Consider the following 23,854-nt stretch of genomic DNA (forward strand, 5'->3'; position numbering starts at 1 on the left):
TGTGCTCCTCGCGCCAGGGCAGACGCAGGCGCCGCAGCGACTGCAGATCGGCTTTCAGCGCGCGCCATTGCGCCGCCCGCAAGGGCAGCATGGTGCTCCAGCGTACCGGCGCCGGGCCGACCAGGCTCCAGACGAGATGCGCCAGGACCAGGACGAAGGCTGCCACGCCGACCCATTCGTGGCTTTCGAAGATCAGGGCGTCCATGCCGCGCAGCGGCTCGCCGGGCTCCGGGCCCTCCATGACCAGGCTGATGAAGAGCTGGTAGGTGACGGCCAGCGCCAGCCCCAGGTGCAGCCAGCGCGTGGTGGGGTCGTAGCCGGCGCGGGCAGCCGTGAATTGGACCATCTCTGTCCTCCGGAAAAGTCTATCTCGATGCTGGGTTGGGCCGGCGGCGGCACCGCAGCGCCGCACTGGGCAGTATGTCAGTGGCCGGTGCTTGGCGCATCGGCCGCAAGTCGCGCGACAGCTTTCAGGCCGCGATGACGAAGAGTCCGATGACGCAGGCGAAGCCCACCGTCCAGGCCAGCGAGCGGAGCGTCGGCCGGTCCAGGATGTAAAAAGCCAGGTGCAGCACCCGCATGGCAATGAAGACGAGCGCCAGGGCGTCGATCTGATCCTGGGGCGCATGCAGTTGCTGGGCGACGATGACTGCGGCCGCGAAGGGCGCGAAGGCCTCGAAGGCGTTGAGCTGCCCCCAGTTGGCCCGTTGCCGCCAGCCCGTGGCCTGGGCCAGTTGCGCCCGCGGCGCCCGGTTGTCGTAAGCCGAACCAGCTTTCGCCGCCACGGCCGCGAAGTAGGGCAACAGGGCGGCCGCCAGTATGCTCCAGTAGGCAATGGTCATGTCTTTCCTCGTTTTGCGCCGCCGGGTATCGGTGGGCGCGTTTTTGCACATCTATTGTTGATCCCACCCAAAGGGATTATAGTTACAAAGTTTGGATGTTGCTGTGGCTGGCCAGGAGAAATGACAGCCGACGGCGTGCGGTGTCCGAAGCTGCCCAAGGCGCAGCTTGGCCACGGGCATGGGCCGTCGGGCAAGTGCAAGTTCCCGCCCAAGTTTCCATGACGGCGCCGTTTCCGCATGCGGCGAACCCCCCGCCCCGGGGCTGATGGAATGATCGGTCGAACACTGGAATGCCCGCCTGTCCATCCTAAGCGGTGAATTTCCGATTCTGCCGGGAACGCGGCAGAACTCGCTGAATCGCGGCAATCGCCTTCATATCTGGACAACAGAACAACGAATCACCAGAGAACACGGGAAGCGGCGGTCCGGAAGCAGCGCCTTTGCGCTCCAGGAATGTTTTACGTCTTTGTCCCGGCTTGTCATTACTTAACAGGAGATTTGAATGTCGAGGAAACACCCCGTTATCGCGGTCACCGGGTCTTCCGGTGCGGGCACCACTACGGTCAAGCGCGCTTTCGAGCACATCTTCCGGCGGCTGAAGCTCAACGCGGCGGTCGTGGAAGGCGACAGCTTCCACAGCCTGAACCGCGCCGAGTTCCGGGAAGCGGTCAAGAAGGCCGAGGGCGACGGCAATCGCCACTTCAGCCATTTCGGCCCGGAGGCCAACCACTTCGACAAAATCGAGGATCTTTTCAGGACTTACAGCGAGGTCGGTAGCGGCAAGAAGCGCTATTACCTGCACAGCGACGAGGAAGCGGAGCTCCACAACAGCCGCCTGGGCACCAGCCTCAAGGCCGGCGAGTTCACCCCCTGGGAGGACATCCCCGAGGGTACCGACCTGCTGTTCTACGAGGGCCTGCATGGCCTGGTGAAGAACGGCACCGTGGACGTGTCCCGCTACGTGGACCTGGGCGTGGGCGTGGTGCCCATCGTCAATCTCGAATGGATCCAGAAAATCCACCGCGATGCCGCCGAGCGCGGCTATTCCGCCGAGGCGACCGTGGACACCATCCTGCGGCGCATGCCCGATTACGTGAACTACATCACGCCCCAGTTCTCGCGCACGCACATCAATTTCCAGCGCGTGGCCATCGTCGACACCTCGAACCCCTTCATCGCCCGCGACATCCCTACGCCGGACGAGAGCTTCGTGGTGATCCGCTTCCGCGAGCCCAAGAAGCAGAACTTCTCCTATCTGCAGCAGATGATCAAGGACTCCTGGATGTCCCGGCCCAACACGCTGGTGATCCCGGGCGGCAAGATGGGCTTTGCCATGGAGATCATTCTGACCCCCATCATCGAGCAGATGATGGAAAACAAGAATAAATAGGCCGCAAGGCCACCAGCCCCATCCACACCGGATGGGGCTTTTTTTGTTTGCGGCGGCCGCGGAGCGCCGGCGGGTCAGGCCGCGCGATGCCGCAGCGTGGCGAGATCTGGCAGCCGGCTCAGCACCGCCGCGGCCAAGTGCCGGCGCGCATCGGAATCCAGCGCGAACAGTTGCCGCATGGCCGTGATCCCCGCCGCCTGCAGGACATCGCGCAGGGCGCGTTCGTCGAAGGACGCCCCGGGGTGGAGGCGGCGGGTGTAGAGATGGAGTTGGTAAAGCAGTATTTCGCTTTCGCATACGCAGATCATGAGGGTGGCTCCTCGTGTCGGTTGGGGGGCTGACATTGGCGCAGCCCAAGATGCATGGAGTCGTAGCGGGCTGTGCCCGCGGGGAGTTGGATGTCGGGGGCTGCCCGGCGGCAACTGCCTTTGCCGCTCCCTTTGGTCGCTTTCGCTGCGCTCACGAAACTTCGCTGCGCTCGTTTTGCCGCGCCCGGGGTTCGTTCGCGGCGGCACCGGCACTTCGCAAGCCCTCCGCCTGCTGCGTCCGAGCGTAGGAGCGGGCTGGCCCGCGATCCATCGTGCCGACATGCCAAAAATCGCGAGCCAGCTCGCTCCTGCATGTCGTGAACCAGCACGGTCCAGCTCGCTGCCGGGGCAGCGATGGCGTGGCGCCCGCCCCGCCCCCCTCCTGCAAGCCCTTGCCGCCGCCGCAGGGCGCAGGTCCTGCGGGCGCCTCTGCCCTTGGCTCACCCGGTCCGCGCTCAGCCTGTCGCATACGCTTTTTGACCCTCGCCACCGGCGAAGTTCAGCCCGCCGTCACTCTTCGTAGCCGTACTCGCCGGACCACTGGCCGTTCTGGTAGTCGATGCGCAGCCAGCGCGGCATGAAGGCATCCGGCCGGGCGATGGGAAAGTCGGTGAGCGGCGGTTCGTCGCTTTCGAAGTCGAGTCCGCAGTGCTGGGCCATCACCGGGCGGAAGCTGACGCTCAGGTGCTCGTTGACGGCGACGGCGCCGTCCGCTGGCGTCGGCTCCTTGAATCGGACCCGCTTGCGGATGAGACAGCTGAAGTAAAGCTCCATTTCCGCCAGCAAAGGGGTGCTCCGCTTCGCCAAGGCGTGGGCTGCTGCATAGGTCCAGCGCACCTGCAGCGCTTTGCCATGGATGGTGATGGTGGTGCTCATGCATGTGCCTCTTCATCGGTGTGGTACCTTGAAAATTATAGTGCGCTTTTCCTGTCTACCCCGTATCGGCACACGTTTCCAAAAAACGGAATTCGAAATCGGCCCATGGAGGAACCCCATGCCAAATGCAGCCACAGTGCGGATTTCCGTCTGGAGTGATTATGTTTGTCCATTCTGCTACCTGGAGCTGCCGGTGTTGCAGCAGGTGCGGGACACTTTTGGGGAGCAGGTGCAGATCGACTGGCGCGCCTTCGAGCTGCGGCCTTACCCGGTCCCGACCCTGGATCCCCAGGGTGAGTACCTGCGCAGCACTTGGGAGCGGGCAGTCTACCCGATGGCCGCTCAGCGCGGCATGCGGCTCCGGCTCCCGCCGATGCAGCCGCGCAGCCGGCGCGCCCTGGAGGCGGCCGAGTTCGCGCGCGATGCGGGCCGTCACGAGGCCATGCACACGGCCCTGTTCCGCGCCTTTTTCGAGGACGGGCGGGATCTGGACGATCTGGACGTGCTGCTCGAGGCGGCCGTTTCGGTGGATCTGGAGCCGGCCCGCTTGCAGGCTGCCCTGGAGGCCGGGCAGTACACGGCCAAGGTGCAGGCGGATCGGGCGTTGGCGGAGCAGTTGGGCATCCGTTCGGTGCCCAGCATGCTGATCGGACCGGCGACGGGCGACCCGGCGACGGGAGATCGGGTGGTCGGTTCCCAGCCCTTCGAAATCCTGCTGCCGGTGCTGCAGCAACATCTGTAGCCCGCGCCGGGCAGACTTAGGTCCGGCGCCGGCGAACTTCACTTGGGGGGCCGGTCTAAACTCTCGCAACGGCGTCCGGCAGGACGCCCGCGGCCACCCTGGGCCGTCATGCCCGCCTAGGCTGCATGCCCGGGCGGGCATCACTTTTGAATCCGCTGCATTTCAATGCACCATTGGGGGTCGTCATGAACCGGAGTCGAATGGAAGAGCTGCTGTATCAGGTTCTGGAAGTGGAGATAGGCGGTCAGAAGATCTATGAAACCGCTCTGCGCTGCGTCCAGAACGAGGACCTGCGCCAGGAATGGCAGAAATATCTGGAGGAAACCCGCCGGCACGAGCAGATCGTGCGCGATGTGTTTTTCAACCTGGGTCTCGATCCGGAGCGGGAGACCGCGGGCCGCAGAATCCAGCGCGCCATGGCCGAGTCTCTGGTAAAAAGCATGGAGATGGCCCTGGAGGCCGGTGATCCGATGCAGGCCCAGCTCGTCGCCGCCGAGGCCGTGCTGCACGGCGAAATGAAGGATCACCAAAACTGGACGCTCGTCGGCAATCTCATGAAGAAGCTGGACGATCCGGAAGGGAAGGTGCTGCGCGATGCCCATGACCGCGTCGAGGACGACGAGGACCGCCACTTCTATCACACCAAGGGCTGGGCGCGCGAACTGTGGATGGAGTCCCTGGGCCTGGACGCGGTGCTGCCGCCGCCCGAGGAAAAGATGGATGTGAAGACCGCCTTCGGCCAAGCCAGCGCGGAAAGCAGCCGCAAGCTCATGTGAGCGTGGCACTCCGCAAGACACAACGCCGGCCCCATGGCCGGCGTTTTTGTGCGGCAGGCGTTAATCGGCCGCCACCGGTTCCTGCAGCACCTGATGCTGGCGCAGATGGGCCCGGCGGCCATGCCAGAGGGCGTAGAGCACGATGGTCGCGCCGAGGGTGAGGGCCATCACCATGACGACGAAGCTGACGCTCTTCAGCGTCGTCTCCAGGGACGGCGCCAGCGGTTCGATCATGCCGAGCTGACCCATGTAGACGGGCACCACCAGGGCGCGGCTGAGCAGCACGATCACCATGATGCTGCCCATCACCACCTTGACCATGTAGGGCTTGACGTAGGTGGTGCCGATGGCGCCGAGCTGGATGCCGAAGAGCGAGCCGGCCAGGATGATCATGGCGAGCCGGATGTCCACCAGCCCGCTCCAGGCGTACTTGATGGTGCCGCCCAGGCCCATCACGAAGGCGATGACCAGTTCGGTGGCGGAGGCCATCAGGCTCGGCGCGCCCAGGACGTAGATCATGCCCGGCACGCCGATGAAGCCGCCCACGGCGATGGTCGCCGCCAGCAGACCGGTGGCGAAGCCCAGCGGAATGGTGAAAAGCACGGATACCTTGGCATTCAGGCTCTTGAAATGCACCATGGTGCCGGGAATGTGGACGGATTGCACCCAGCGGGCCAGCTTGCCGGCCTTCTCCAGCGTGTCGGTGTTGCCCGACTTGTAGACCTTCCAGGCATCCCGCAGCACGAAGGTGCCCACGATGCCCAGCACGACGACGAAGGCCACGCTGACGTACAGGTTGGACCCGGCATCGCCGAAGGCCTTTTTGATGGACTCCTGGATGTGGGCACCGTAGAGCATCCCGGCCTCGGCGGAGATGCCGAGGATGAGGCCGAGCTTCACGTCCACCTGGCCGTAGCGGGCGCGCTTGATGGCGCCGACCAAGGCTTTCGGGAACTTGTGGCAGATGTTGCTGGCCACCGCTACGATGCCGGGGACGCCCATGCTCATCATGGCCGGCGTGAGCACGAAGGCGCCGCCGGAGCCGATGAAGCCGCTGACCAGGCCGCCGACAAAGCCGACGATGAAGAGGAAGAAGACCTTCCGGGGGTCGAGGTCGATGAAGCTCAGCGACACGTCTTCCATTTACTTGTCCCCCTGGTGCGCACTCTCCGGCGTGGTAATCGTGGTCGTGGGTTTTGCCTGGATGCCCAGCCGGTCCCAGAACTGGCCGGTGAAGGCACCGTGCACGAGGGAGAAGGCGAAGGCGATCAGGACGGGCAGGACGAACGCCCATTCCCCTTGGGTGGTGAGGCGCAGGATGGGCTCCTCGAAGTAGTACAGCAGACCATAGAGGGCCAGGCTCAGCAGGCCCAGCGTGACGGTTTTGGTGGTGGGATAGCGGGAGACCATGTTCCCCTCGTGGGCAGGTGGGCGTCTACAGTTTGAAGCTAGGCCACGCATCGTGGCATGTCAAGTGTATGATATTTAATAAAATTATTATATATGACCGGGTTCTGCGCATGGCGTGAGCGGCGGTGGACCGGACCTTGACTTGATCAATCCAGCGATATTGACGATAATTCCAGGGTTGATGGGGTTGGCCAGCCTATGTTGCGTCCGATCGCTTTTCCGCCTGCCGATCTGCACGATCACCCCTCCAGAGACATTCGGCTTGGAACCTCGTTGCAAACAGCGGCTTGGATACGGCTAGGCTTGGGCCGGCGATCGGCCCGGTGTGCCGCTGCGGCGGTTCGAGCTCCTTTCCGCGGCTCCTGTCTGGATGCCGCGACCTTTTGGCAAGCACAATTGGGACTCTACCGTGAAAGACGTACTCGCATGTAACCTGTGGCTGTACAAGGTCTTTGCCTTCCTGCGCTGGTGGCCGAACGTCAATCGGGACAGTGTGCGCGCGGACCTCGTGGCCGGCTTGACCGGGGCTATCATCGTGCTGCCCCAGGGTGTGGCCTTCGCCACCATCGCCGGCCTGCCGCCGGAGTACGGTCTCTACACAGCCATGGTGCCCGCCATCGTCGCCGCGCTCTTCGGCTCATCCTGGCATCTGGTCTCCGGTCCCACCACCGCCATTTCCATCGTCGTCTTCGGCGCCATCAGCCCGCTGGCCGAGCCCGGCACCGGCCACTACATCACCCTGGTGCTGACCCTGACCTTTCTGGTGGGCGTGATCCAGCTGGGCATGGGCTTGGCGCGCATGGGCACCCTGGTCAACTTCATCTCCCACACGGTGGTGATCGGCTTCACGGCGGGCGCGGCCATCCTGATCGCCTCCAGCCAGATTAAAAACTTCTTCGGCATCAACATCCCGCGCGGCAGCTCCTTCTACGAAACCATCCACGAGCTTTTTCTGCAGATCGGCGACATCAACCTCTATGTGACCGCCGTGGCGGTGGTGACCCTTATCACTGGCATCCTGGTCAAGCGTTATTTCAAGAAGATCCCCTACATGATCGCCGCCATGGTGGTGGGCAGCATCTTCGCGCTGGTGCTCAACAAGCTGCTCGGCGCCGATTACACGGGCATCCGCACCGTCGGCGCCCTGCCGGCCAGCCTGCCGCCCCTGTCGTCGCCGGACTTCTCGCTGGAGACCATCAAGCAGCTGGCGCCGACCGCCTTCGCCGTGACCATGCTGGCGCTGACCGAAGCCGTGTCCATTTCCCGCGCCATCGCCGTGCGCTCCGAACAGCGCATCGACGGCAGCCAGGAGTTCATCGGCCAGGGCCTGTCCAACATCGTCGGCAGCTTCTTCTCCAGCTATGCGTCCAGCGGCTCCTTCAACCGTAGCGGCCTCAACTACGAGGCCGGCGCCCGCACGCCGCTGGCGGCCGTATTCGCCTCCATCATGCTCGGCGCCATCCTGCTGCTGGTCGCTCCGCTGGCGGCCTACCTGCCGGTGGCGGCCATGGCGGCCATTCTCTTCCTGGTGGCCTGGGGGCTGATCGACTTCCACCACATTCACGCCATTTTCAAGGCGAGCCGCGCCGAGACCATCGTGCTGGCCACCACCTTCCTGGCCACCCTCTTCGTGGAGCTGGAGTTCGCCATCTACGTGGGCGTCATCCTGTCCCTGATGCTCTATCTGAACCGCACCTCGCGGCCGGCCATCCGCGACGTGGTGCCCAGCGCTGCTGACGCGAACCGCCGCTTCGTCGCTTCCAATGAACTGCCGACCTGTCCGCAGCTGAAGATCGTGCGCATCGATGGCTCCATCTTCTTCGGTGCGGTCGACCACGTGCAGCAGAAGCTGCAGGAGATCGACGAGATCAACCCGGAGCACAAGCACGTGCTGATCATGGCCGATGGCATCAATTTCATCGACATCGCCGGTGCCGAGATGCTGGTGCAGGAGGCCAAGCGTCGCCGCCGCATGGGCGGTGGGCTGTATCTCTATGGCGTGAAGGAAGGCGTGTGCAGCGTGCTGCGCAAGGGCGGCTATCTGGAGGAAATCGGCGACGAGAACATCTTCAGCTCCAAGGCTCAGGCGCTGTCCAGCATCTACGAGCGCCTGAATCGGGAGATCTGCCGCAGTTGCGACAAGCGCATCTTCCAAGAGTGCGTCAGCAGCGATCTGCCGGGCTCGACCGTCACCCCCATCACCCAGGCCAGTCGCAAAGCATGAAAGGCAAGGCTTCCGCACTCATCCTGACCGCGGCCCTGGGACTGTGGCTGCCGCCCGTGCAGGCGGAGTCGCCGCAGGAGGTCGCGGCGATTGCCAACGCCGCCGAGCGCGGCAACCAGGGCGCGCAACTGCTGCTCGGACTCATCTATCGCGAAGGCCGCGGCGTGCCGGCCGATCAGCAGAAGGCGCTCTACTGGCTGGAGCAGGCCGCCCGCGCGGGACAACCCTACGCCCAGGATCTGCTGGGGCAGATCTATGCGGAGGGGCAGGGCGTGCCGCAGAACATGACGCAAGCCGCCTACTGGTGGCAGGAGGCGGCCAGGCGCGGCTCGGCCGATGCCCAGTTCCGACTTGGGCAGGCATACTTCTACGGCCGGGGGGTGAACCGGGATTACCGGCAGGCCGAATACTGGCTGGGTAAGGCCGCCGACCAGGGACATGCCGAGGCTCAGTATCTGCTGGGGCGCATGTATCACCGCGGCTACGGCGTGCCGCAGGATCTCGAGCGCGGCAAGACTTGGCTCGACCGCGCCGCGGCCCAAGGCCATTCCGATGCCATCAAGCTGCTCCATTCCCTGGCCGATCTGAGTGCGGACGTCACCGAGGTCTTCCAGCAATCCGGTCCCGAGTTGCAGAAACGGGCGCAGGCCGGCGATCCGCAGGCCCAGTACCAGCTGGCCCTGCGCTACGAAAGCGGCGCCTGGGGCGTGGCCCGCAACGACCGGCAGGCGCTCTACTGGTTCACCCAGGCCGCCGAAAACGGCAACCGGCTGGCCATGCACAAGCTGGCGGAAGCCTACGAGAAGGGGCTGCTTGGCGCTACCCCTGATGCCGCGCGCGCTGCTTTCTGGCGGGAGCGGGAAGTGCGCGGCGGGATGGGGCGCTAAGCCGCTGAGCTTTGGTCCCGGGGTGTCAGTGACCGAGGGCTGCCTGGTGTAGCGAGGCTGCTTGGGCTGAGCGGGCTCGGACAGGCGCTTGCCCGGCTACCATCGACTTGGCGCGGCACGGCGGGCAGGGAGCAGAGCCCGACACCCGGCTGCGCCGCGCTTGGCCCAAGCTGTCTGCTGCTCCCTTCGGGCCCGCAGTCCCCTGTGGTCCCGCGCCGACCCACCCTGATACCTCTCTCCCGCGGGCTGGTGCCCGTGGCCCTAGGAGCGGGTTTATTCGCGGGTCTTGGCGGCTGGTCCGGTTGATCGCGAGCAAGCTCGCTCCTACAGCCTGGGATGCCAGCCCGCCAGCGCTTGGCACGGTACCACGTTGGCGCCCCCGGATATCCTCTCCCGCCGATTGTGGGAGCGGGCTTGCCCGCGATTGATCGCTCGTCGGCACGGTGGATCGCGAGCCAGCTCGCTCCTGCAACACCCGACCTGCGCTCAGCTGCCGCGCCTCGTTCGCTTCGCCCTTCTGACGCGGCACACAGTTTTTCAGCTCAAAACAACTCCATCTGCCCGTCATCCCGCGGCGGCGGTCGGAACTGGCCCGTATCCAGCTCGATGGCGGTCCGGTTCAGCCCCAGGCGCCGGCAGGCCAGCCGGAAGCGCTGGCGGAGCATATCGGCGTAGGCGCCGTTGCCGCGCATGCGTTCGCCGAAGCGCGGATCGTTGTCGCGGCCGCCGCGGGCTTCGCGCAGGAGCTGCATGACGTGCCCGGCCTTGAGCGGCGCGTGCATCTGCAGCCACTCGCGGAACAGCGCCTTGACCTCCAGCGGCAGGCGCAGCAGCACGTAGGCGGCGGAACGGGCGCCGGCTTCGGCGCAGGCCTGCAGGATGGCTTCCAATTCGGCGTCGGTGAGGGCGGGGATGACCGGGGCCACCAGCACGCCCGTGGGAATGCCCGCGGCACTCAGGGCGCGCAGGGTATCGAGGCGGCGTTGGGGGGCGGCGGCACGCGGTTCCAGGCGGCGCGCCAGGGCGCGGTCGAGGGTGGTCACGGATATAAAGACCTCGGCCAAGCCGTCGGCGGCCATGGGCGCGAGGAGGTCGAGGTCGCGCTCGATGAGCGCCGATTTGGTGACGATGCTGACCGGGTGCCGGCAGGCGGCCAGCAGCTCCAGGAGCTGGCGGGTGATGCGCCAGCGCTGTTCCACCGGCTGGTAGGGGTCGGTGTTGGTGCCCATGGCGATAGGCTGGCAGCGATAGCCGGGCCGGCGCAACTCCCCGGCCAGCAGGGCGGCGGCGTCCGGCTTGGCAAAGAGCCGGCTCTCGAAGTCCAGCCCCGGCGACAGGCCCAGGTAGGCGTGGGTGGGGCGGGCGAAGCAGTAGACGCAGCCGTGCTCGCAGCCGCGGTACGGATTGATGGAGCGGTCGAAGGGAATGTCCGGCGAGCGGTTGTAGGTGATCACCGTGCGCGCCGCATCCATCGCTACGGTGGTGCGCAGCGGCGGCGCCTCGGCGTCCAAACTGCCCCAGCCGTCGTCGAGCGCGGCGCGGGTGCGGGATTCGTAGCGGCCGTCGGGGTTGCTGCCGGCGCCGCGGCCCTTGGGCTTGCGATCGGCTGGCTTCATGGGGAGATTTTAACATGATACCCGGTGCCGCGGTGACTGCCAAAGCAAAAGGGCGGCCTATGGCCGCCCCGGTGCGGGCCGGTCAGCGCCGGCGTCTGGACAGGTACAGGACGGACAGGGCGAGCAGGCCGAGCAGGGTGGGATCGAATCTGGTCCCGGCAGCGAGGACGCAGCCGCCGCCCGCCGTGCTGCCGCCAGCAGCCAAGCCCGATGCCGCGCTGCCACTGCTGGCCGGCTGCAGAGGGGGGCGACCGCCGGCCGGCAGCGGCGCGTTGGCCGCATCCAGACCCTTGAGCGGCTGGATCTCCGGATTGCCGAACAGGGGCGGCGGCAAGGGATCCAGCAGGCGGATGCGGTTCAGCTCCGGGGTCACGGTGCGGTTGGGCAGGGATTGCAGGTAGCGTACCACCACCTCGGTGGCATCCAGCGGCCGGCCGCCGTCATCCTTCAGTACTCGGATGTGGTTGGCGGGTGTGAGATTCACCAGCTTGGGATCGACGTCGTAGTAGTAGGAGGCGTAGGTATACGTGACGTTGGGATCCAGCGGCATCCAGGCTTGGTTCTGCCGGTTGAAGACCTGCACGTTCGAGAAGCGGCTGCCTGCGCTGTGGTAGGGATGAAGGTCGGCCCGGACGCCGCTGTAGCCGAACAGCCAGCCTCCCGACCAGATGCTGACGTCCGGATTCAGGGAGCCGTCGGCAGCGTTTTCCATCTGAGCCTTCAGTTGCCGTCCCTGGATCTCGCCGACGGCGATCTGGGCGCCAATGGGCATGAAGTGGTAGAGATCGGCCAGGGTGATGGGACCGGGGCCACGTGGGTGCCGTAGCGGAAGCCGCGGATGGCGCCGATCTCGGCGCCCGTCATGCTGCGGAAGGCGTCGGCCAGGAAATCGTGGGACGAGCCCTCGATGACCCCGGGCATGCCCTCGGTGGAAAAATTGCCGCGGTAGAGGGGCACCTGGGTGTAGCCGACCACGGTGTCGAGGGGCTGCTTCAGCACGCTGCCATTGAAGGGGTTGATGTGCGGGGTGAAATCGGGGCCGCTGACGAAGCTTTTGCGCACCTCGCGCACCAGCGCCGCGATGCCGGGATCTTCGGCCAGCCGGTCGTCAATGACGTGGGCCTGCCAGCGCCAGCTGCTCAACTTGCCGTTGCTGACCTGGAGCTGGAGCTCGCCCAGGAGAGTGCCGTCCTGGCCGACCTCGGAGATGATAGTGCCGGTTTTCGTGACGACCGGCTTGATGGTGGCCTCGTGCATGTCCGCGGACAGGATGACGTCCACGCCGGGATGGCTTTCCGCCAGGCGGATGTTGTCGGCCAAACCCAGTTCGGACACCATGACCACGAGGTCCACCTTCTCGCGCTCGCGCAGCACGGGAATGAGCTCTGCCAGCTCCGCGTCGCCCGGGGTGAATTTGAATCCTTGGGTTGTGCTGTTGAGGATGGGAATGCCGCGAAAGGTGGTGAATCCCAGGATGCCGATGCGCAAGCCGCCTACTGGGCGAATCTCGTAAGGCGGCAGGACCCGCTGCCCGCTCCAGGCGGCGTAAGGGGCGCCGTCGTAATAGAGATTGGCGGCCACGGCATGCCAGGGCGCTTTGCGGCTGGCCGGGCAGAAGAGCTCCTGAAAGCGTTGTGTGCCATAGAGAAAATCCCAGTTGCCCGGGGCGAAGGCATCGATGCCGAAGCGGTTCAGGACATCGACCATGGCCTGGCCGCGGGTGAACAGGGTCTCGGCCGAGCCTTGGATCGTGTCGCCGGTATTGATGAGCAGGCTGTCGCGCGCCCGGCTGCGGATCTCCTGGATCTGGGTATAGAGCCGGGCCAGACCGCCTTCCAGGCGGCCGGAGCTGTCGCTTCTGACGTTCGGTCGGGGGACCAGATGGCCGTGCAGATCGCCGATCTGAATCAAAGTGACGGTGCCGTTGCCGGCGGCAAAGGCCGGAACCGCGGCGAGGATCAGGAAAAGGATGGCAAAACAAGGCGTAAGACGTCTCATAGCGCTCCTCTGGATTTTTGGCGGTGAGGACGGTTTCTTGCGGACTACGAGGAAAGCTTGCTTGTCAGGCGGGGATGGATGCCGAGACAAACCTCCAATGGGCAGGGTACAACTTTGGGATTAGTACTTTGGGCTTAGCCGCGCGGGTGGCGTTACCCTAACCCAGCTGTACAGAGGCGGGAAGGCAACCAATGGGGGATTGACGGATTTTTGACGCTTCGCTGGGGGGGCAAGGCATCAGCTTCGGCTTGCCGACGGCTCTTCCTCCCAGGCTTGTTCCAGGCGAGGATAGGCCTGCTCGAAGGGTTCCCCTGCCCGCAGGGCGGCGATGAGCTGCCGCAGGCCCTCCAGCCCCACCCAGGCATGCCAGCGCGCCACCTCCTGCTTTGAGGTGCCGTAGGAAAGCTGCTTGCCGTGGCTGCCCGGGCCGGTCACCCGCAGCCAGCCGCTGCGGGTAGCCAGGGCACTCAGGGCGGGTGCCCGGCTGCCCCGCGCCGTCGCCGCCAGCCACTTTTCCCGGGTGAACTCGGGATCCTGGCTGATCAGGACCGCCAGCCCCTCGCTGAACCAGGGCGGCACCGGCCAGGCCGGCACGGGGCCCAGGCGTGCGGCGAACTCCAGGTGCGCCAGCTCGTGGCTGATGGTGGTGGCGTTCAGGGCGCGAGGGGACAGCAGCATGTGGGAACGCAGGCTGACCGCCCGGCCGCGGATGCCGCCGAACAACTGGTAGCAGTCGTCGCTGGCGCAGGCCACGATGGTGGGCTTGGCGAGAAGCCCGCCATAGAAGGCGGCCACGCGCCGGCGGGCCACTGCGGCGGCCCTGAGCAACTGTGCCTTCTGGCTGGAACTCAGTTCGGGGTCCGCGTACACGCTGGGGGCGAGCCGCTCCAGGCCGTGATAGGAGGGACCCAGCAGCAGGCCGTACTGCAGCCGGGTGCAGCCCGACAGCAGGAGCAGGGCCAGCAGGGCGAACGCGGGCGCGGTGCTGCGTGCCATTCTTGTCATGTGTCTGCCGGATCCTGCCTTACCCGTTGCCAAGGGATAGCTTAGTATAAGACGACCAACGGTGAACGAGGCCCCCTATGGATCTGGATGTGCCTTCGGCCTGGGCGCGCTCGGCGGACAGCATCCTGCGGCGGCGCCGGGGCAGGATTCTGGTGTTGGGCGCCGTCGACCGCGGCAAGAGCAGTTACTGCGCCTTCCTCGGTCAGCGCATCCTGGCGGCCGGCGGCACGGCGGCCGTGGTGGACGCGGATGTGGGGCAGAAGGACATCGGCCCGCCGGCCTGCATCACCCTGGGCTATCTCGAGCCCGGGCGCCCGCTGGCTGCGCTCGCGCCGGCGGCCTTCTATTTCGTCGGCGCGGTCAGCCCGACGGGACACCTGCTGCCCATGCTGGTGGGCGCGCGGCGTCTGCTGGACGAGAGCCGGGCCGCATTCACCGTGATCAACACCGCCGGGCTGATCCACGGCGCCGGGCGCGTGCTGGCGGGCTATCTCATCGAGGCGCTGCGGCCGGACGTGATCGTGGCCATCGCCAGGGGCCCGGAGCTGACCGCCGTGCTCCGGGCCTACCGCGATCAGCCGGTGCTGCATTTGACGCCCTCGGTCAGGGCGGTGCCGAAGACGCCGGCGCAGCGCCGGGCCGCCCGCGAGGCCGCTTTCCGCCGCTATTTCGCCGGTGCCTGCGAACAGGTCCTGCCCTTGGGTGCTCTGCTGTTCCAGCGCGGACTGCTGTTCACCGGCAAGCCCTTGCATGATCCCGCGCAGGTGCATGCGGAAAGGACGGCGGAGGGCGTGGTGAGCGTGCCGGCCGGCTTCGAGCGCGATCGCCTGTGCGGCCTGGCGGATCGGCACGGCAACGGCCGGGGGCTGGCGCTCATCCAGGGCATCGATTTCGCCGCGGGCCGCATCGCTCTGCGCACGCCGGTGCCGTCGCGGGCCATCCGCGCCGTGCAGTGGGGCGATCTCCGCCTGGATGCCGAGGGCCGCGAGCTGGAACGGGCCGCGCCCATCCCCTGATGTCGTCCGCCCAAGGGTCGACGGCGGCGCGGCAAGCGGGCTTGCATCATCTCTCCGCAGGAGGTGCCATGTACGCTGAATGTGCCGTTCGCCTCGTTCGAAAGCGCAAAGCTGCGCGCGGTGGGCCATGAGGGCCCTGTTCCATCCGCAACTGGTCAATGAGCCCTTCGGCGACGCCGGGCTGTACGTGGACCTCCTGTTCGAGCGGCGGGCCCTGCTCTTCGACCTGGGCGAGATCCAGCCGCTGCCGCCCCGCAAGATCCTGCGCATCAGCCATGTCTTCGTGTCCCACACCCACATGGACCACTTCATGGGATTCGACCGGCTGCTGCGCATCTGCCTGGGGCGGGACAAGGGGATGCAGCTCTTCGGCCCGCCGGCCTTCATCGATCAGGTGGAGCACAAGCTGGCCGCCTACGCCTGGAATCTGGTGCACAACTACGCCAACGACTTCACCCTGACCGTGACCGAGCTGCATCCGGACGGCACGGCGCAGCGGGCCGCCTTCCACGTGCGCACGGGCTTCCGGCGCGAGGTCCTGGCCGGCGCTGTCATCGAGGATGACGCGCTCCTGGACGAGGCAAGCTTTCGGGTGCGCTGTGCCTTCCTGGATCACCGCATCCCCTGTCTCGGCTTTGCCTTGGAGGAAAAGCAGCACATCAACGTCTGGAAGAGCCGGCTGGCGGAACTGGGGCTGCCGGTCGGTCCCTGGCTGCATGAGCTGAAGCTGGCGGTGGCGCGCGGGCTGGCCGACGACGTCCCGTTTCGCGTGTGGTGGCGCGCGGCGGATGGCCTCCGCGAGCGCCATCTGCCGCTGGGGCTGTTGAAGGAACGGCTGCTGCGCATCGTGCCCGGACAGAAGATCGGCTACGTGGTCGACACCATCTGCTCCGAGGAGAATGCCCCACGCATCGTCGCATTGGTGCAGGGGGCGGACCAGCTCTTCATCGAGACGCCGTTCCTGCATGAGGACCTGGCGCATGCCCGGGACAAGTACCACCTCACCGCCCGGCAGGCGGGCCTGCTCGCCCGCGAAGCCGGCGTCAAGCGGCTGATGCCGTTCCACTTCTCGCCGCGCTACCTGGGCCGCGAGGCGCTGCTGCGCCAGGAGGCCGAGGCGGCGTTCGCCCGCTGACGCAAAACGCCCGGCCGGAGCCGGGCGGTGGAACCGTGCAAGGCGGAGCGGGCTCAGGGCAGCCTGCACCCCTGCAGCGGCTGCAGCTCGGTGTTGCCGAAGGCCGCTTTGGGCAGCGGATTCAGCAGCCGGATGCGCCGCAGCTGCGGGTCGGCGGTCTTGTTGGGCAGAGTTTGCAAATAGCGCACCACCACTTCCGTGGCGTCCAGGGCCTCGCCGCTGTCGTCCTTGACCACGCGGATGAAGGTGCCCGGTATCTGCGGGCAGTCGCAGCCGTTGATCAGCTCGGCGTCGTTGGCATACCAGTAGCCGGCGTAGCTGTAGATGGCCTCCGGGTCGAGGGGCTTGCCGTTGACGCGGATGTTGCTGGCCCGGAAGCCCTGGGGCTTGTAGGGATCGAAATCCATGGTGATGCCGCTGTAGTTGAAGAGCCAGCCGCCGGTCCAGCGGCCCACGTCGGGGTCGAGCACGCCGTTGGCGGTGTTCTCGATCTGCCGCTTCAGGAAGCGGCCCTGGATGCGCACCACGCCGATCTGCGCGCCGATGGGCATGAAGTGGTACAGGTCCTCCATGCGGATCGGCCCCGGCGCCACCTGGGTGCCGTAGCGGAAGCCGCGCATGGCGCCGATATCGGCCTTGGCCATGGCGCGGAAGGCGTCGGTCAGGAAGTCATGGGACGAGCCTTCGATGGCGGCCGGCATGGCGGCGTTGGTGAAGTTGGCGCGATGCAGCGGCACCTGGGTGTAGCCGACCACGGTATCGATGGGCCGCTGCAGGCGCGTGCCGTTGATGGGATTGATGTGCTGCACGAAATCGGGACCGGCGACGAAGGTCTTGCGCACCTCCTTGACCCGGGCGGCGACCTGCGGATCTTCCGGCACGCGCTCGTCGATGTCGTGCATCCGCCAGTGCCAGCCAGCCATGCGGCCGTTCCGCACCTTGACCTTCAGCTCGCCCAGCAGGGTGCCATCCTGGCCCTCCTCGACAATCACGGTGCCGCCGCGGGTCACCACCGGCTTGCGCGTCTCCTCATGCATGTCCGAGGACAGGATCACGTCGATGCCCGGATAGGTTTCGGCGAGATGAACGTTTTGGGCCAGGCCCAGCTCCGAGGCGACCACCAGCAGGTCCACCCGCTCCTGCTGGCGCAGGATGGGAATGAGCTGCGCCAGCTCGCTCTCGCCGCGGGTGAAGACGAAGCCCTTGCTCACCATGCGGCCCACCGTCTGCGGTCCGCGGTCGGAGGTGAAGCCGAGAATGCCCACCTTCAGGTTGCCAACCTGCTTGATGAGGTAGGGCGGCAGCACGCGCTTGCCGGCGCTTTCCGGAAAGAAGGTGTAGGGATCCTCGTCGGTGCTGACGTAGTACAGATTGGCGGCGACGGCGTTCCAGTTCGCCTTGGGCGCCGGGCCGGCGAAGAGCTCGCGAAAGCGCTGGCTGCCGTAGACGTAGTCCCAATTGCCGGGCACGTAGGCATCGATGCCGAACGGATTCAGGATGTCGACCATGGCCTGGCCGCGGGTGAAGAGGGCTTCGGCGGAGCCTTGGATCGTATCGCCCGTGTTGACCAGCAGGGAATGCGGCTCCCGGGCGCGGATTTCCTGTATCCGGGCGTGGAGGCGCGCCAAGCCCCCCGCCGCGCGGCCGCTGCCTCCCTCGCGCACGTTGGCGTGGGGAATCAGGTGGCCATGCAGATCGCCCATGTGGATCAAAGTGACTTCTCCGCTGCCGGCCAGGGCCGGCTGGCTGAGGAGCAGTACCAGGAGGGGCAAGAGTTTCAGTAAAATAGGGGGTTTCATCCGTACTTCCATTGAGCAATGTGAATGAGATCTAATGGCATTGCCATGGATTAGCACGGATCGTGCCACACATCGAAAAGGCCCGATTCCAGCCGATTCAGGGGCTTAGCGGCCCGCGCAGGCGGGAGTGCGCCGGGCGGTGGCCGAAACGGGACGCCGGCGCCCCGAACGGGCCAGCGCCTTGGGATCGGCCTTGCAAAGAGAACCGAAGGAGTTGGGTATGACGGAGCTGCCGCGTCAGCTCTACCGCGCCGATCAGGTGCGCGAGCTGGACCGCATCGCCATCGAAGCATACGGCATTCCCGGGGCCGTGCTCATGGAGCGGGCGGGCCGGGCTGCGTTTGCGCGGCTGCGTGCCCGGTGGCCGGGGGCGCGGCACGTGACCGTGATCTGCGGGGTGGGGAACAATGCCGGCGATGGTTTCGTGCTGGCGTGCCTGGCCCACGAGGCGGGCCTGACGGTGACGGTGCTGCAGGTGGACGACGGCGCACGGCTGCGGGGCGACGCGCTGGCGGCGCAACGGCGCCTGCAGGCCGCCGGGGTGGCGGTCCAGCCTTTCGCGCCCGCGCGCCTGCAGGACGCGGACGTGCTAGTGGACGCCCTCTTCGGCACGGGCCTGGACCGGCCGCTGGCCGGCGCGTGGCGGGCGGCGGTCGAGGTCATCAATGCCGCCCCAATGCCGGTGCTGGCCCTGGACATCCCCTCGGGCCTGCACGCGGACACCGGTACGGTGCTGGGCGCGGCAGTGCGGGCGGCGCTCACCGTCACCTTCATCGGGCTCAAGCTCGGCATGTTCCTTGAGGCGGGGCCGGTTTGTTGCGGGGAGATCCTGTACGACGACCTGGGGGTGCCGGCGGCGGTCTTCGAGCGCGTGCAGCCCGCCGGGTTCAGATGAGGATCAGCGGCCAATCAGGCCGTGCCCTCCAGTTCGGCCACGTAGCGTCCGTGGAAGACCACTGCCGGCTCGCCGTCCGCGGCAATTTCCGCATGCAGGGCCAGGCGAGCTTTGCCTCTCTTCAGCAGCGTCTTTTTGAACTGCTCCAGTTCCCGCGCTTCCGGCCGTCGGCAGGCGGCCTCGAAATCCCGCGTCACCGGCCGGCGATAGGCGATGGTGCTTTCCTGGATGACCACCTGGGCGGACACCCCCATCTCCCGCAGCAGCACGAAAAGCATGCCCCAGCCCGCCAGAGTCGCCACCGCATTCAGGCTGCCGGCGAAGGCCGTGGCTTTCTGGTTGAGGTTGTCGCGCAAAGGCGCGCGCAGGATCAAGGCGTCCCCGGCATGGCCGCCCACCGTGATGCCCATGCTTTGGGTGATGGGGATCTGCCGGTGCAGGATTGCTTGCAGTTCCTGGAGAATGGCGTCCATCAAGTGAGCCGTGGTGCGTGAGAAGGGGGGCAAGCGAGCACCGCCCTCTCAGGGGAAGGGCGGTGCTCGGCGCTGCGGTGCTTACGCGGCGCCCAGCGCCGCGTGGGCGGCGGGCAGGGCGGCGCCCCGCTCGATGGGGGCGCGCATGCGGCTCAGCACGTCTTCCAGGGCACCCAGGCAGAAGAGCACGTTCTTCGGATTGGCGCCGTAGCCCATGAGGCCGATGCGCCAGATCTTGCCGGCCATGGGACCGAGGCCGGCGCCGATTTCCAGGTTGTAGTCCTGGAGCAGTTGCGCGCGCACGGCGGCGTCGTCCACGCCCTCGGGGATGCCGACGGCGTTCAGCTGGGGCAGGCGTTCGTCCTCCTTCACCACGAACTTGAGTCCCATGGCCTCGATGCCGGCCAGCAATGCCCGATGGGCATGGGCGTGGCGCGCCCAGGCGTTTTCCAGCCCCTCTTCCTGCAGGATCACCAATGCCTCGTGCAGGCCGTAGAGGGCGTTGATGGGCGCGGTGTGATGGTAGGCGCGCTTGGCGCCGCTGCCCCAGTAGCCCATCACCAGATTGAGATCCATGAACCAGCTCTGCACTTTGGTCTTGCGGTGCTTGATGCGCTCCATGGCCCGCTCGCTGAAGCTCACCGGCGACAGGCCGGGGGTGCAGGACAGGCACTTCTGCGTGCCGGAATAGACGGCGTCGATGCCCCATTCGTCCACCTTGACCGGCGTGCCGCCCAGGGAGGTCACCGTGTCCACGATGACCAGGCAGTCGTGGCGGTGGGCGATTTCCACCAGGGCCTTGGCGTCCGATTGGGCGCCGGTGGAGGTTTCGGCATGGACGAAGGCGACCAGCTTGGCGTCCGGGTGGGCCTGCAGGGCGTCTTTCAGCTTCTGCGGATCGACCGCGCTGCCCCAGGCATCCTCCACCATGACGGCGGTGCCGCCGCAGCGTTCCACGTTTTCCTTCATGCGCCCGCCGAAGACGCCGTTCTGGCAGACGATCACCTTGTCGCCCGGCTCCACCAGGTTCACGAAGCAGGTTTCCATGCCGGCGGAGCCGGGGCCGGATACCGGCATGGTGAGCTGGTTGCCGGTCTGGAAGGCGTACTGCAGGAGGCTTTTCAGCTCTTCCATCATGTCGACAAAGACCGGGTCCAGGTGGCCGATGGTGGGCCGGGACATGGCCTCCAGGACGCGGGGATTCACGTCGGAGGGGCCGGGGCCCATGAGGGTGCGAACGGGCGGATGAAAGGAATGGGTGCGCATCGGTCTCCTCATCTGATTATTTGAGCACAGTACTCGGGAATGCGGTGAGGATAAATTAAATGCGCCTGGACCGCTACCGCCGGGCGGCCCGGGCGACGCGGTGCCCTGCGGTGGGGGAGGCATCGCTTGCCGGTTGCGCCTGCGGCTTGCGGGCATGGCGCGGGCCAGGAGCAAGAAAATGGGCTTGCCGCTTGCGTATCAGGCAAGCGGCAAGCCCATGGCGCACCTTCAAGTGCTGCGCGATGTCGGCTTAGGCCGGGCAGGCGCCGTTCGGGAAGGGCGCGGCATTGGCCGCCGGTTTGGCGCTAGGGGTGGATCCCGCCGTGGGGCTGCTGGGCGAGACCGGAGCCGGTTGGACCGCCATGGTGGGTTCGGTGCCCGTGGTGCCGGTGCTGGCCTGGGCGGTGGAGCCGTCGCCCCCGCCGCCGCAAGCGGACAGGAGGGTGAGCGCGAAAAGGGGGGCTGCAAGAAGAGCCAAGGAGCGGTTACTGCGATTCGTGTTCTTCAATGGTTTCTACCTCTAGTCATGGTTCATGGTTGCACGATCTCCCTTTTTGCTGTTCTTATAGAAAATTTCGACAAGTCAATCAGACCAAAGTTCCAGCTCTGGAGCCGGCTATGGCAATGCATGGCCACTCGGGAGCGAGTATGATGTACCCACTGTCCGGCGAGGCCCACCCAGGCCGCCGGCCGCGCCGGCCGATTGTACGGAACGCCCTTGGACAAATAAAGGGCTGCCTTGGATCATCGTGTAAATAGGCGGTTTTTCAGAAAAGACAAGGCGGGATGGAATTCGAGAATCATAGGAGCGGACCGGTTCGCTCCTGCAGCTGAGCGCGGCACCGTACCCGCTCCAGGTGGAGGCGCTTATCGCTTTCTTTTGCAAGTCCGAAAAAAGTGCTACTTTTCAAGGCTCTCACAAAAACATTCCCGACCCACTGCACGTCCGATTCGCAACTGCTTGGCGCGAAGCCCTGTGCGCGCCGCCGCGGTAGATCTTCGAGAGGTCAGCCGGTGAACGAGCATGCCGCAGCTCCCGAGAAAGGGACGGTCGTACGGCCAAGCGCCTTTGCGGGCACGCGGTCCGTGCCGCCCGATCGCGGGCCGCCCGCCAGCACGGCGGCCCGGGCGCTGGCGTGGTCGTTCCGGCTCCTGGCTGGCCTGCTCCTGCTCTCCGCCCTTCTCTACGGGGTGCACGGCTGGTACGCCGAGAAGGGCGAAAAGCTGGACATGCTGCTGCGCTTGAGCGGCTTCACCGCCAAATCGGCGGACCAGTTCTTCGATCAGTATGCCCGTGCAGAGCACCAGTTGGGCCAGGAGCTGCTGGACAGCGCGGCTTGGCGGCAGCCGGCGCGGGCGCACGCGCTGCTGCTGCGCTTCAAGCGACTGCACCCGGAGCTGGCTTCCGTCAATCTCATCCGGCCCGACGGCCAGATCCTGGCATCGACCCTGGTGGCGCCGGGGCGGCCATTGCCGCACCTGCGCCGTTCGCCGCAGCTCTGGTCCCAGTTCCAGGCCACCATGGCCGGCAACAGGCTGCACGTGCTGCGGCCGCAGCACGGCCCCATCTCCAAGCAATGGATCATGCCGCTGCAGTATCCGGTGCGCGACGCCTCGGGTCGGTTGCAGTTCGTGTTGTCCGGCACCTTGCTGCTCAGCCAGCAGCAGGCGCTCTGGCGCAACGTGGCCCTGCCGGCTGGCACGGCCATGGGTTTGCTGCGCGCGGATGGCTATCTGGAAAGCCGCTGGCCGGTGCCGGGGGATGATTTGGCCACCCTCTACGGGCAGCCGCGCAAGGGACCACTGGTGCAAGCGCTGAAGGCGCGGCCGGAGCAGGTGCGCGGCACTTACCAGGGTGTGACGGATGTCGACGGGGAGTTCCGTCTGGGCGCCTACTATCGGCTGTCCGGCTATCCCCTGACCGCCTTCGTGGCCATGCCGATGCGGGCAGTGTGGCAGGCTTGGCTGGAACGGGTGCAGGTGCCCTTCGTGATTTTTGCCCTGATGGGCTTGGCCGGATTCGGCATCTACCGCCTGGCCCTGCGCTGGCAGGCGGTTTCCGAGCAGGAGCGCAAGCGGGTGGAGGAGTTGTCCACACGGCTCGGGCGCATCCTGGACAATTCCTTCAACGAGATCTACATCTTTGACGCGGCATCCCTGCGCTTCCTACAGGTGAGCCGGGGGGCGCTGCGCAATCTGGGGTACTCCATGGAGGAAATGGCCGGCATGACCGTCGCGGAGTTGAAGCCCCTGAGCATCGAGCAGTTCGAGGCACTGCTCGAGCCGCTGCGCAGCGGCAGACGCAATCAGGTGGTGTTCGAGTCCGCGCACCGGCGCAAGAACGGCAGCATCTACCCCGTGGAGGTGCGCCTGCAGTTGTCCACGGAGGCGACGCCGCCCGTCTTTGTCGCCATCGTGCAGGACATCAGCGAGCGCAAGCGGGCCGAGGAGGAAATCCGCCAGGCCGCCTTGATCATGGAGCACAGCCCCGTGGTGGCCTTCCGCTGGCGGCCGGAAAGCGGCTGGCCAGTCGAGTACGTGTCCCGCAATGTGGCCCAGTTCGGCTATGACGTCGAGGCATTCAATTCCGGGGCATTGGATTATGCGGCCATCATCCATCCGGACGACCGTCCTCAGGTCGAGGCACAGGTCCAGCGGCATTTCAGCAGCGGCAGCCCGGCGTGCGCGCAAAGCTACCGGATCTTGACCAAGTCGGGAGAGGTGCGCTGGGTCGAGGACTATACGACCCTGCTGCGGGGCGACGGCGGGCGGGTGTTCGCCTGCGAAGGCGTGGTGATCGACATCACCGAGCGCAAGCAGGCTCAGGAGGCGGTCCAGACCTTGAACCGGGCTTTGGAGCAGCGGGTAGCGGAGCGGACGGCGGAGCTGGTGGCGGTGAACCGGGAGCTGGAGGCGTTCAGCTATTCGGTGTCGCACGATCTGCGCGCGCCGCTGCGCGCCATCGACGGCTTCAGCCAGGCGCTGCTGGAGGACCACGCCGAGCTGCTCGATCCGGAGGGCCGGCGCTATCTGGAGCGGGTGCGCCACGCCACCCAGCGCATGAGCCACCTCATCGACGACCTGCTCGGCCTGGCGCAGGTGACGCGCAGCGAGATGCGCTGGGCGACGGTCAACTTGAGCGAGATCGCCTGGCAGGTGGCCGAGAACCTGTATGCCGCGCAACCCGAGCGGCAGG

General features: G+C 66.4%; 22 protein-coding genes. 9 read left to right on the top strand and 13 right to left on the bottom strand.

Annotation, left to right across the window (positions count from 1 at the left end; genetic code table 11):
- Positions 1–346, bottom strand: a 346-nt coding sequence (locus G579_RS17410; protein ID WP_162143003.1) for a cytochrome b/b6 domain-containing protein, incomplete at its 3' end; no start/stop codon positions are given.
- Between the two features lie 124 nt (positions 347–470).
- Positions 471–842, bottom strand: a complete 372-nt coding sequence (locus G579_RS0112185) for an MAPEG family protein (RefSeq protein ID WP_028990404.1) — start codon at positions 840–842, stop codon at positions 471–473.
- 502 nt (positions 843–1,344) lie between these two features.
- On the opposite strand from G579_RS0112185, the gene G579_RS0112190 reads away from it, so the two are divergent.
- A complete protein-coding gene (locus G579_RS0112190; RefSeq protein WP_028990405.1) occupies positions 1,345–2,232 on the top strand; it encodes a phosphoribulokinase in 888 nt (295 codons plus the stop codon).
- A gap of 74 nt (positions 2,233–2,306) precedes the next feature.
- On the opposite strand, the gene G579_RS0112195 is transcribed toward G579_RS0112190, so the two are convergent.
- Both G579_RS0112195 and G579_RS17415 read right to left on the bottom strand, forming a co-directional pair.
- The gene (locus tag G579_RS0112195) at positions 2,307–2,540 is read right to left on the bottom strand and encodes a hypothetical protein (protein ID WP_028990406.1); all 234 of its coding nucleotides are present in this window, start codon (positions 2,538–2,540) and stop codon (positions 2,307–2,309) included.
- Between the two features lie 510 nt (positions 2,541–3,050).
- Positions 3,051–3,416 carry a hypothetical protein gene (locus G579_RS17415; protein ID WP_038019861.1) on the bottom strand — a complete coding sequence of 122 codons (366 nt, stop codon included), beginning with the start codon at positions 3,414–3,416 and terminating at the stop codon, positions 3,051–3,053.
- Positions 3,417–3,534: 118 nt separating this feature from the next.
- Between G579_RS17415 and G579_RS0112205 the strand changes: the two genes are divergently transcribed.
- Both G579_RS0112205 and G579_RS0112210 read left to right on the top strand, forming a co-directional pair.
- On the top strand, positions 3,535–4,158 hold the full coding sequence (locus G579_RS0112205) for a DsbA family oxidoreductase (protein WP_028990407.1): 624 nt from the start codon (positions 3,535–3,537) through the stop codon (positions 4,156–4,158).
- Positions 4,159–4,343: 185 nt separating this feature from the next.
- Complete coding sequence (locus tag G579_RS0112210) at positions 4,344–4,934, top strand: hypothetical protein (protein WP_028990408.1); 591 nt, start codon at positions 4,344–4,346, stop codon at positions 4,932–4,934.
- A gap of 60 nt (positions 4,935–4,994) precedes the next feature.
- On the opposite strand, the gene G579_RS0112215 is transcribed toward G579_RS0112210, so the two are convergent.
- The gene (locus G579_RS0112215; RefSeq protein ID WP_028990409.1) at positions 4,995–6,077 is read right to left on the bottom strand and encodes a sulfite exporter TauE/SafE family protein; all 1,083 of its coding nucleotides are present in this window, start codon (positions 6,075–6,077) and stop codon (positions 4,995–4,997) included.
- The gene (locus G579_RS17420; protein ID WP_051181563.1) at positions 6,078–6,344 is read right to left on the bottom strand and encodes a hypothetical protein; all 267 of its coding nucleotides are present in this window, start codon (positions 6,342–6,344) and stop codon (positions 6,078–6,080) included. It lies immediately after the preceding gene.
- 409 nt (positions 6,345–6,753) lie between these two features.
- Here G579_RS17420 and G579_RS17425 point away from each other — a divergent pair, with 409 nt between their 5' ends.
- Both G579_RS17425 and G579_RS17430 read left to right on the top strand, forming a co-directional pair.
- Positions 6,754–8,568 (top strand): SulP family inorganic anion transporter, encoded by a 1,815-nt coding sequence (locus tag G579_RS17425; RefSeq protein WP_051181564.1) that lies wholly within the window; start codon positions 6,754–6,756, stop codon positions 8,566–8,568.
- Complete coding sequence (locus G579_RS17430; RefSeq protein WP_051181566.1) at positions 8,565–9,455, top strand: tetratricopeptide repeat protein; 891 nt, start codon at positions 8,565–8,567, stop codon at positions 9,453–9,455. Before G579_RS17425 ends, G579_RS17430 begins: the two co-directional genes overlap by 4 nt.
- 542 nt (positions 9,456–9,997) lie before the next feature.
- Here G579_RS17430 and G579_RS0112235 read toward each other — a convergent pair.
- The 4 genes from G579_RS0112235 to G579_RS18345 all read right to left on the bottom strand — a co-directional run bounded on the left by G579_RS0112235 (position 9,998) and on the right by G579_RS18345 (position 14,074).
- A complete protein-coding gene (locus G579_RS0112235; RefSeq protein WP_028990410.1) occupies positions 9,998–11,071 on the bottom strand; it encodes a PA0069 family radical SAM protein in 1,074 nt (357 codons plus the stop codon).
- An 82-nt stretch (positions 11,072–11,153) separates the two neighbouring features.
- Positions 11,154–11,843: a JDVT-CTERM domain-containing protein gene (locus G579_RS0112240; protein WP_081662775.1), complete on the bottom strand. Its 690-nt coding sequence runs from the start codon at positions 11,841–11,843 to the stop codon at positions 11,154–11,156.
- Positions 11,792–13,069, bottom strand: a complete 1,278-nt coding sequence (locus G579_RS0112245; protein ID WP_028990412.1) for a bifunctional metallophosphatase/5'-nucleotidase — start codon at positions 13,067–13,069, stop codon at positions 11,792–11,794. Before G579_RS0112245 ends, G579_RS0112240 begins: the two co-directional genes overlap by 52 nt.
- 237 nt (positions 13,070–13,306) lie before the next feature.
- On the bottom strand, positions 13,307–14,074 hold the full coding sequence (locus G579_RS18345; RefSeq protein ID WP_155989850.1) for a hypothetical protein: 768 nt from the start codon (positions 14,072–14,074) through the stop codon (positions 13,307–13,309).
- Between the two features lie 77 nt (positions 14,075–14,151).
- Here G579_RS18345 and G579_RS0112255 point away from each other — a divergent pair, with 77 nt between their 5' ends.
- Together G579_RS0112255 and G579_RS0112260 are read left to right on the top strand one after the other, a co-directional pair.
- On the top strand, positions 14,152–15,090 hold the full coding sequence (locus tag G579_RS0112255) for a Clp1/GlmU family protein (protein ID WP_028990413.1): 939 nt from the start codon (positions 14,152–14,154) through the stop codon (positions 15,088–15,090).
- Positions 15,091–15,217: 127 nt separating this feature from the next.
- The gene (locus tag G579_RS0112260) at positions 15,218–16,225 is read left to right on the top strand and encodes a ribonuclease Z (RefSeq protein ID WP_028990414.1); all 1,008 of its coding nucleotides are present in this window, start codon (positions 15,218–15,220) and stop codon (positions 16,223–16,225) included.
- Between the two features lie 53 nt (positions 16,226–16,278).
- Here G579_RS0112260 and G579_RS0112265 read toward each other — a convergent pair whose 3' ends face one another.
- Positions 16,279–18,024 carry a bifunctional metallophosphatase/5'-nucleotidase gene (locus tag G579_RS0112265; protein ID WP_211218738.1) on the bottom strand — a complete coding sequence of 582 codons (1,746 nt, stop codon included), beginning with the start codon at positions 18,022–18,024 and terminating at the stop codon, positions 16,279–16,281.
- Between the two features lie 220 nt (positions 18,025–18,244).
- Between G579_RS0112265 and G579_RS17440 the strand changes: the two genes are divergently transcribed.
- Positions 18,245–18,919 carry an NAD(P)H-hydrate epimerase gene (locus G579_RS17440; protein ID WP_051181571.1) on the top strand — a complete coding sequence of 225 codons (675 nt, stop codon included), beginning with the start codon at positions 18,245–18,247 and terminating at the stop codon, positions 18,917–18,919.
- A gap of 14 nt (positions 18,920–18,933) precedes the next feature.
- Here G579_RS17440 and G579_RS0112275 read toward each other — a convergent pair whose 3' ends face one another.
- Together G579_RS0112275 and G579_RS0112280 are read right to left on the bottom strand one after the other, a co-directional pair.
- Positions 18,934–19,392 (bottom strand): YiiD C-terminal domain-containing protein, encoded by a 459-nt coding sequence (locus tag G579_RS0112275; protein ID WP_028990416.1) that lies wholly within the window; start codon positions 19,390–19,392, stop codon positions 18,934–18,936.
- 81 nt (positions 19,393–19,473) lie between these two features.
- Entirely contained in the window at positions 19,474–20,658 is a 1,185-nt protein-coding gene (locus G579_RS0112280) for a pyridoxal-phosphate-dependent aminotransferase family protein (protein WP_028990417.1), read from the bottom strand.
- 1,086 nt (positions 20,659–21,744) lie between these two features.
- Between G579_RS0112280 and G579_RS18355 the strand changes: the two genes are divergently transcribed.
- Positions 21,745–23,854: PAS domain S-box protein (locus G579_RS18355; RefSeq protein ID WP_155989852.1), on the top strand; the 2,110-nt coding region annotated here is incomplete at its 3' end.

The sequence above is a fragment of the Thermithiobacillus tepidarius DSM 3134 genome, from assembly GCF_000423825.1.
GTDB classification, from domain to species: Bacteria; Pseudomonadota; Gammaproteobacteria; order Acidithiobacillales; family Thermithiobacillaceae; genus Thermithiobacillus; species Thermithiobacillus tepidarius.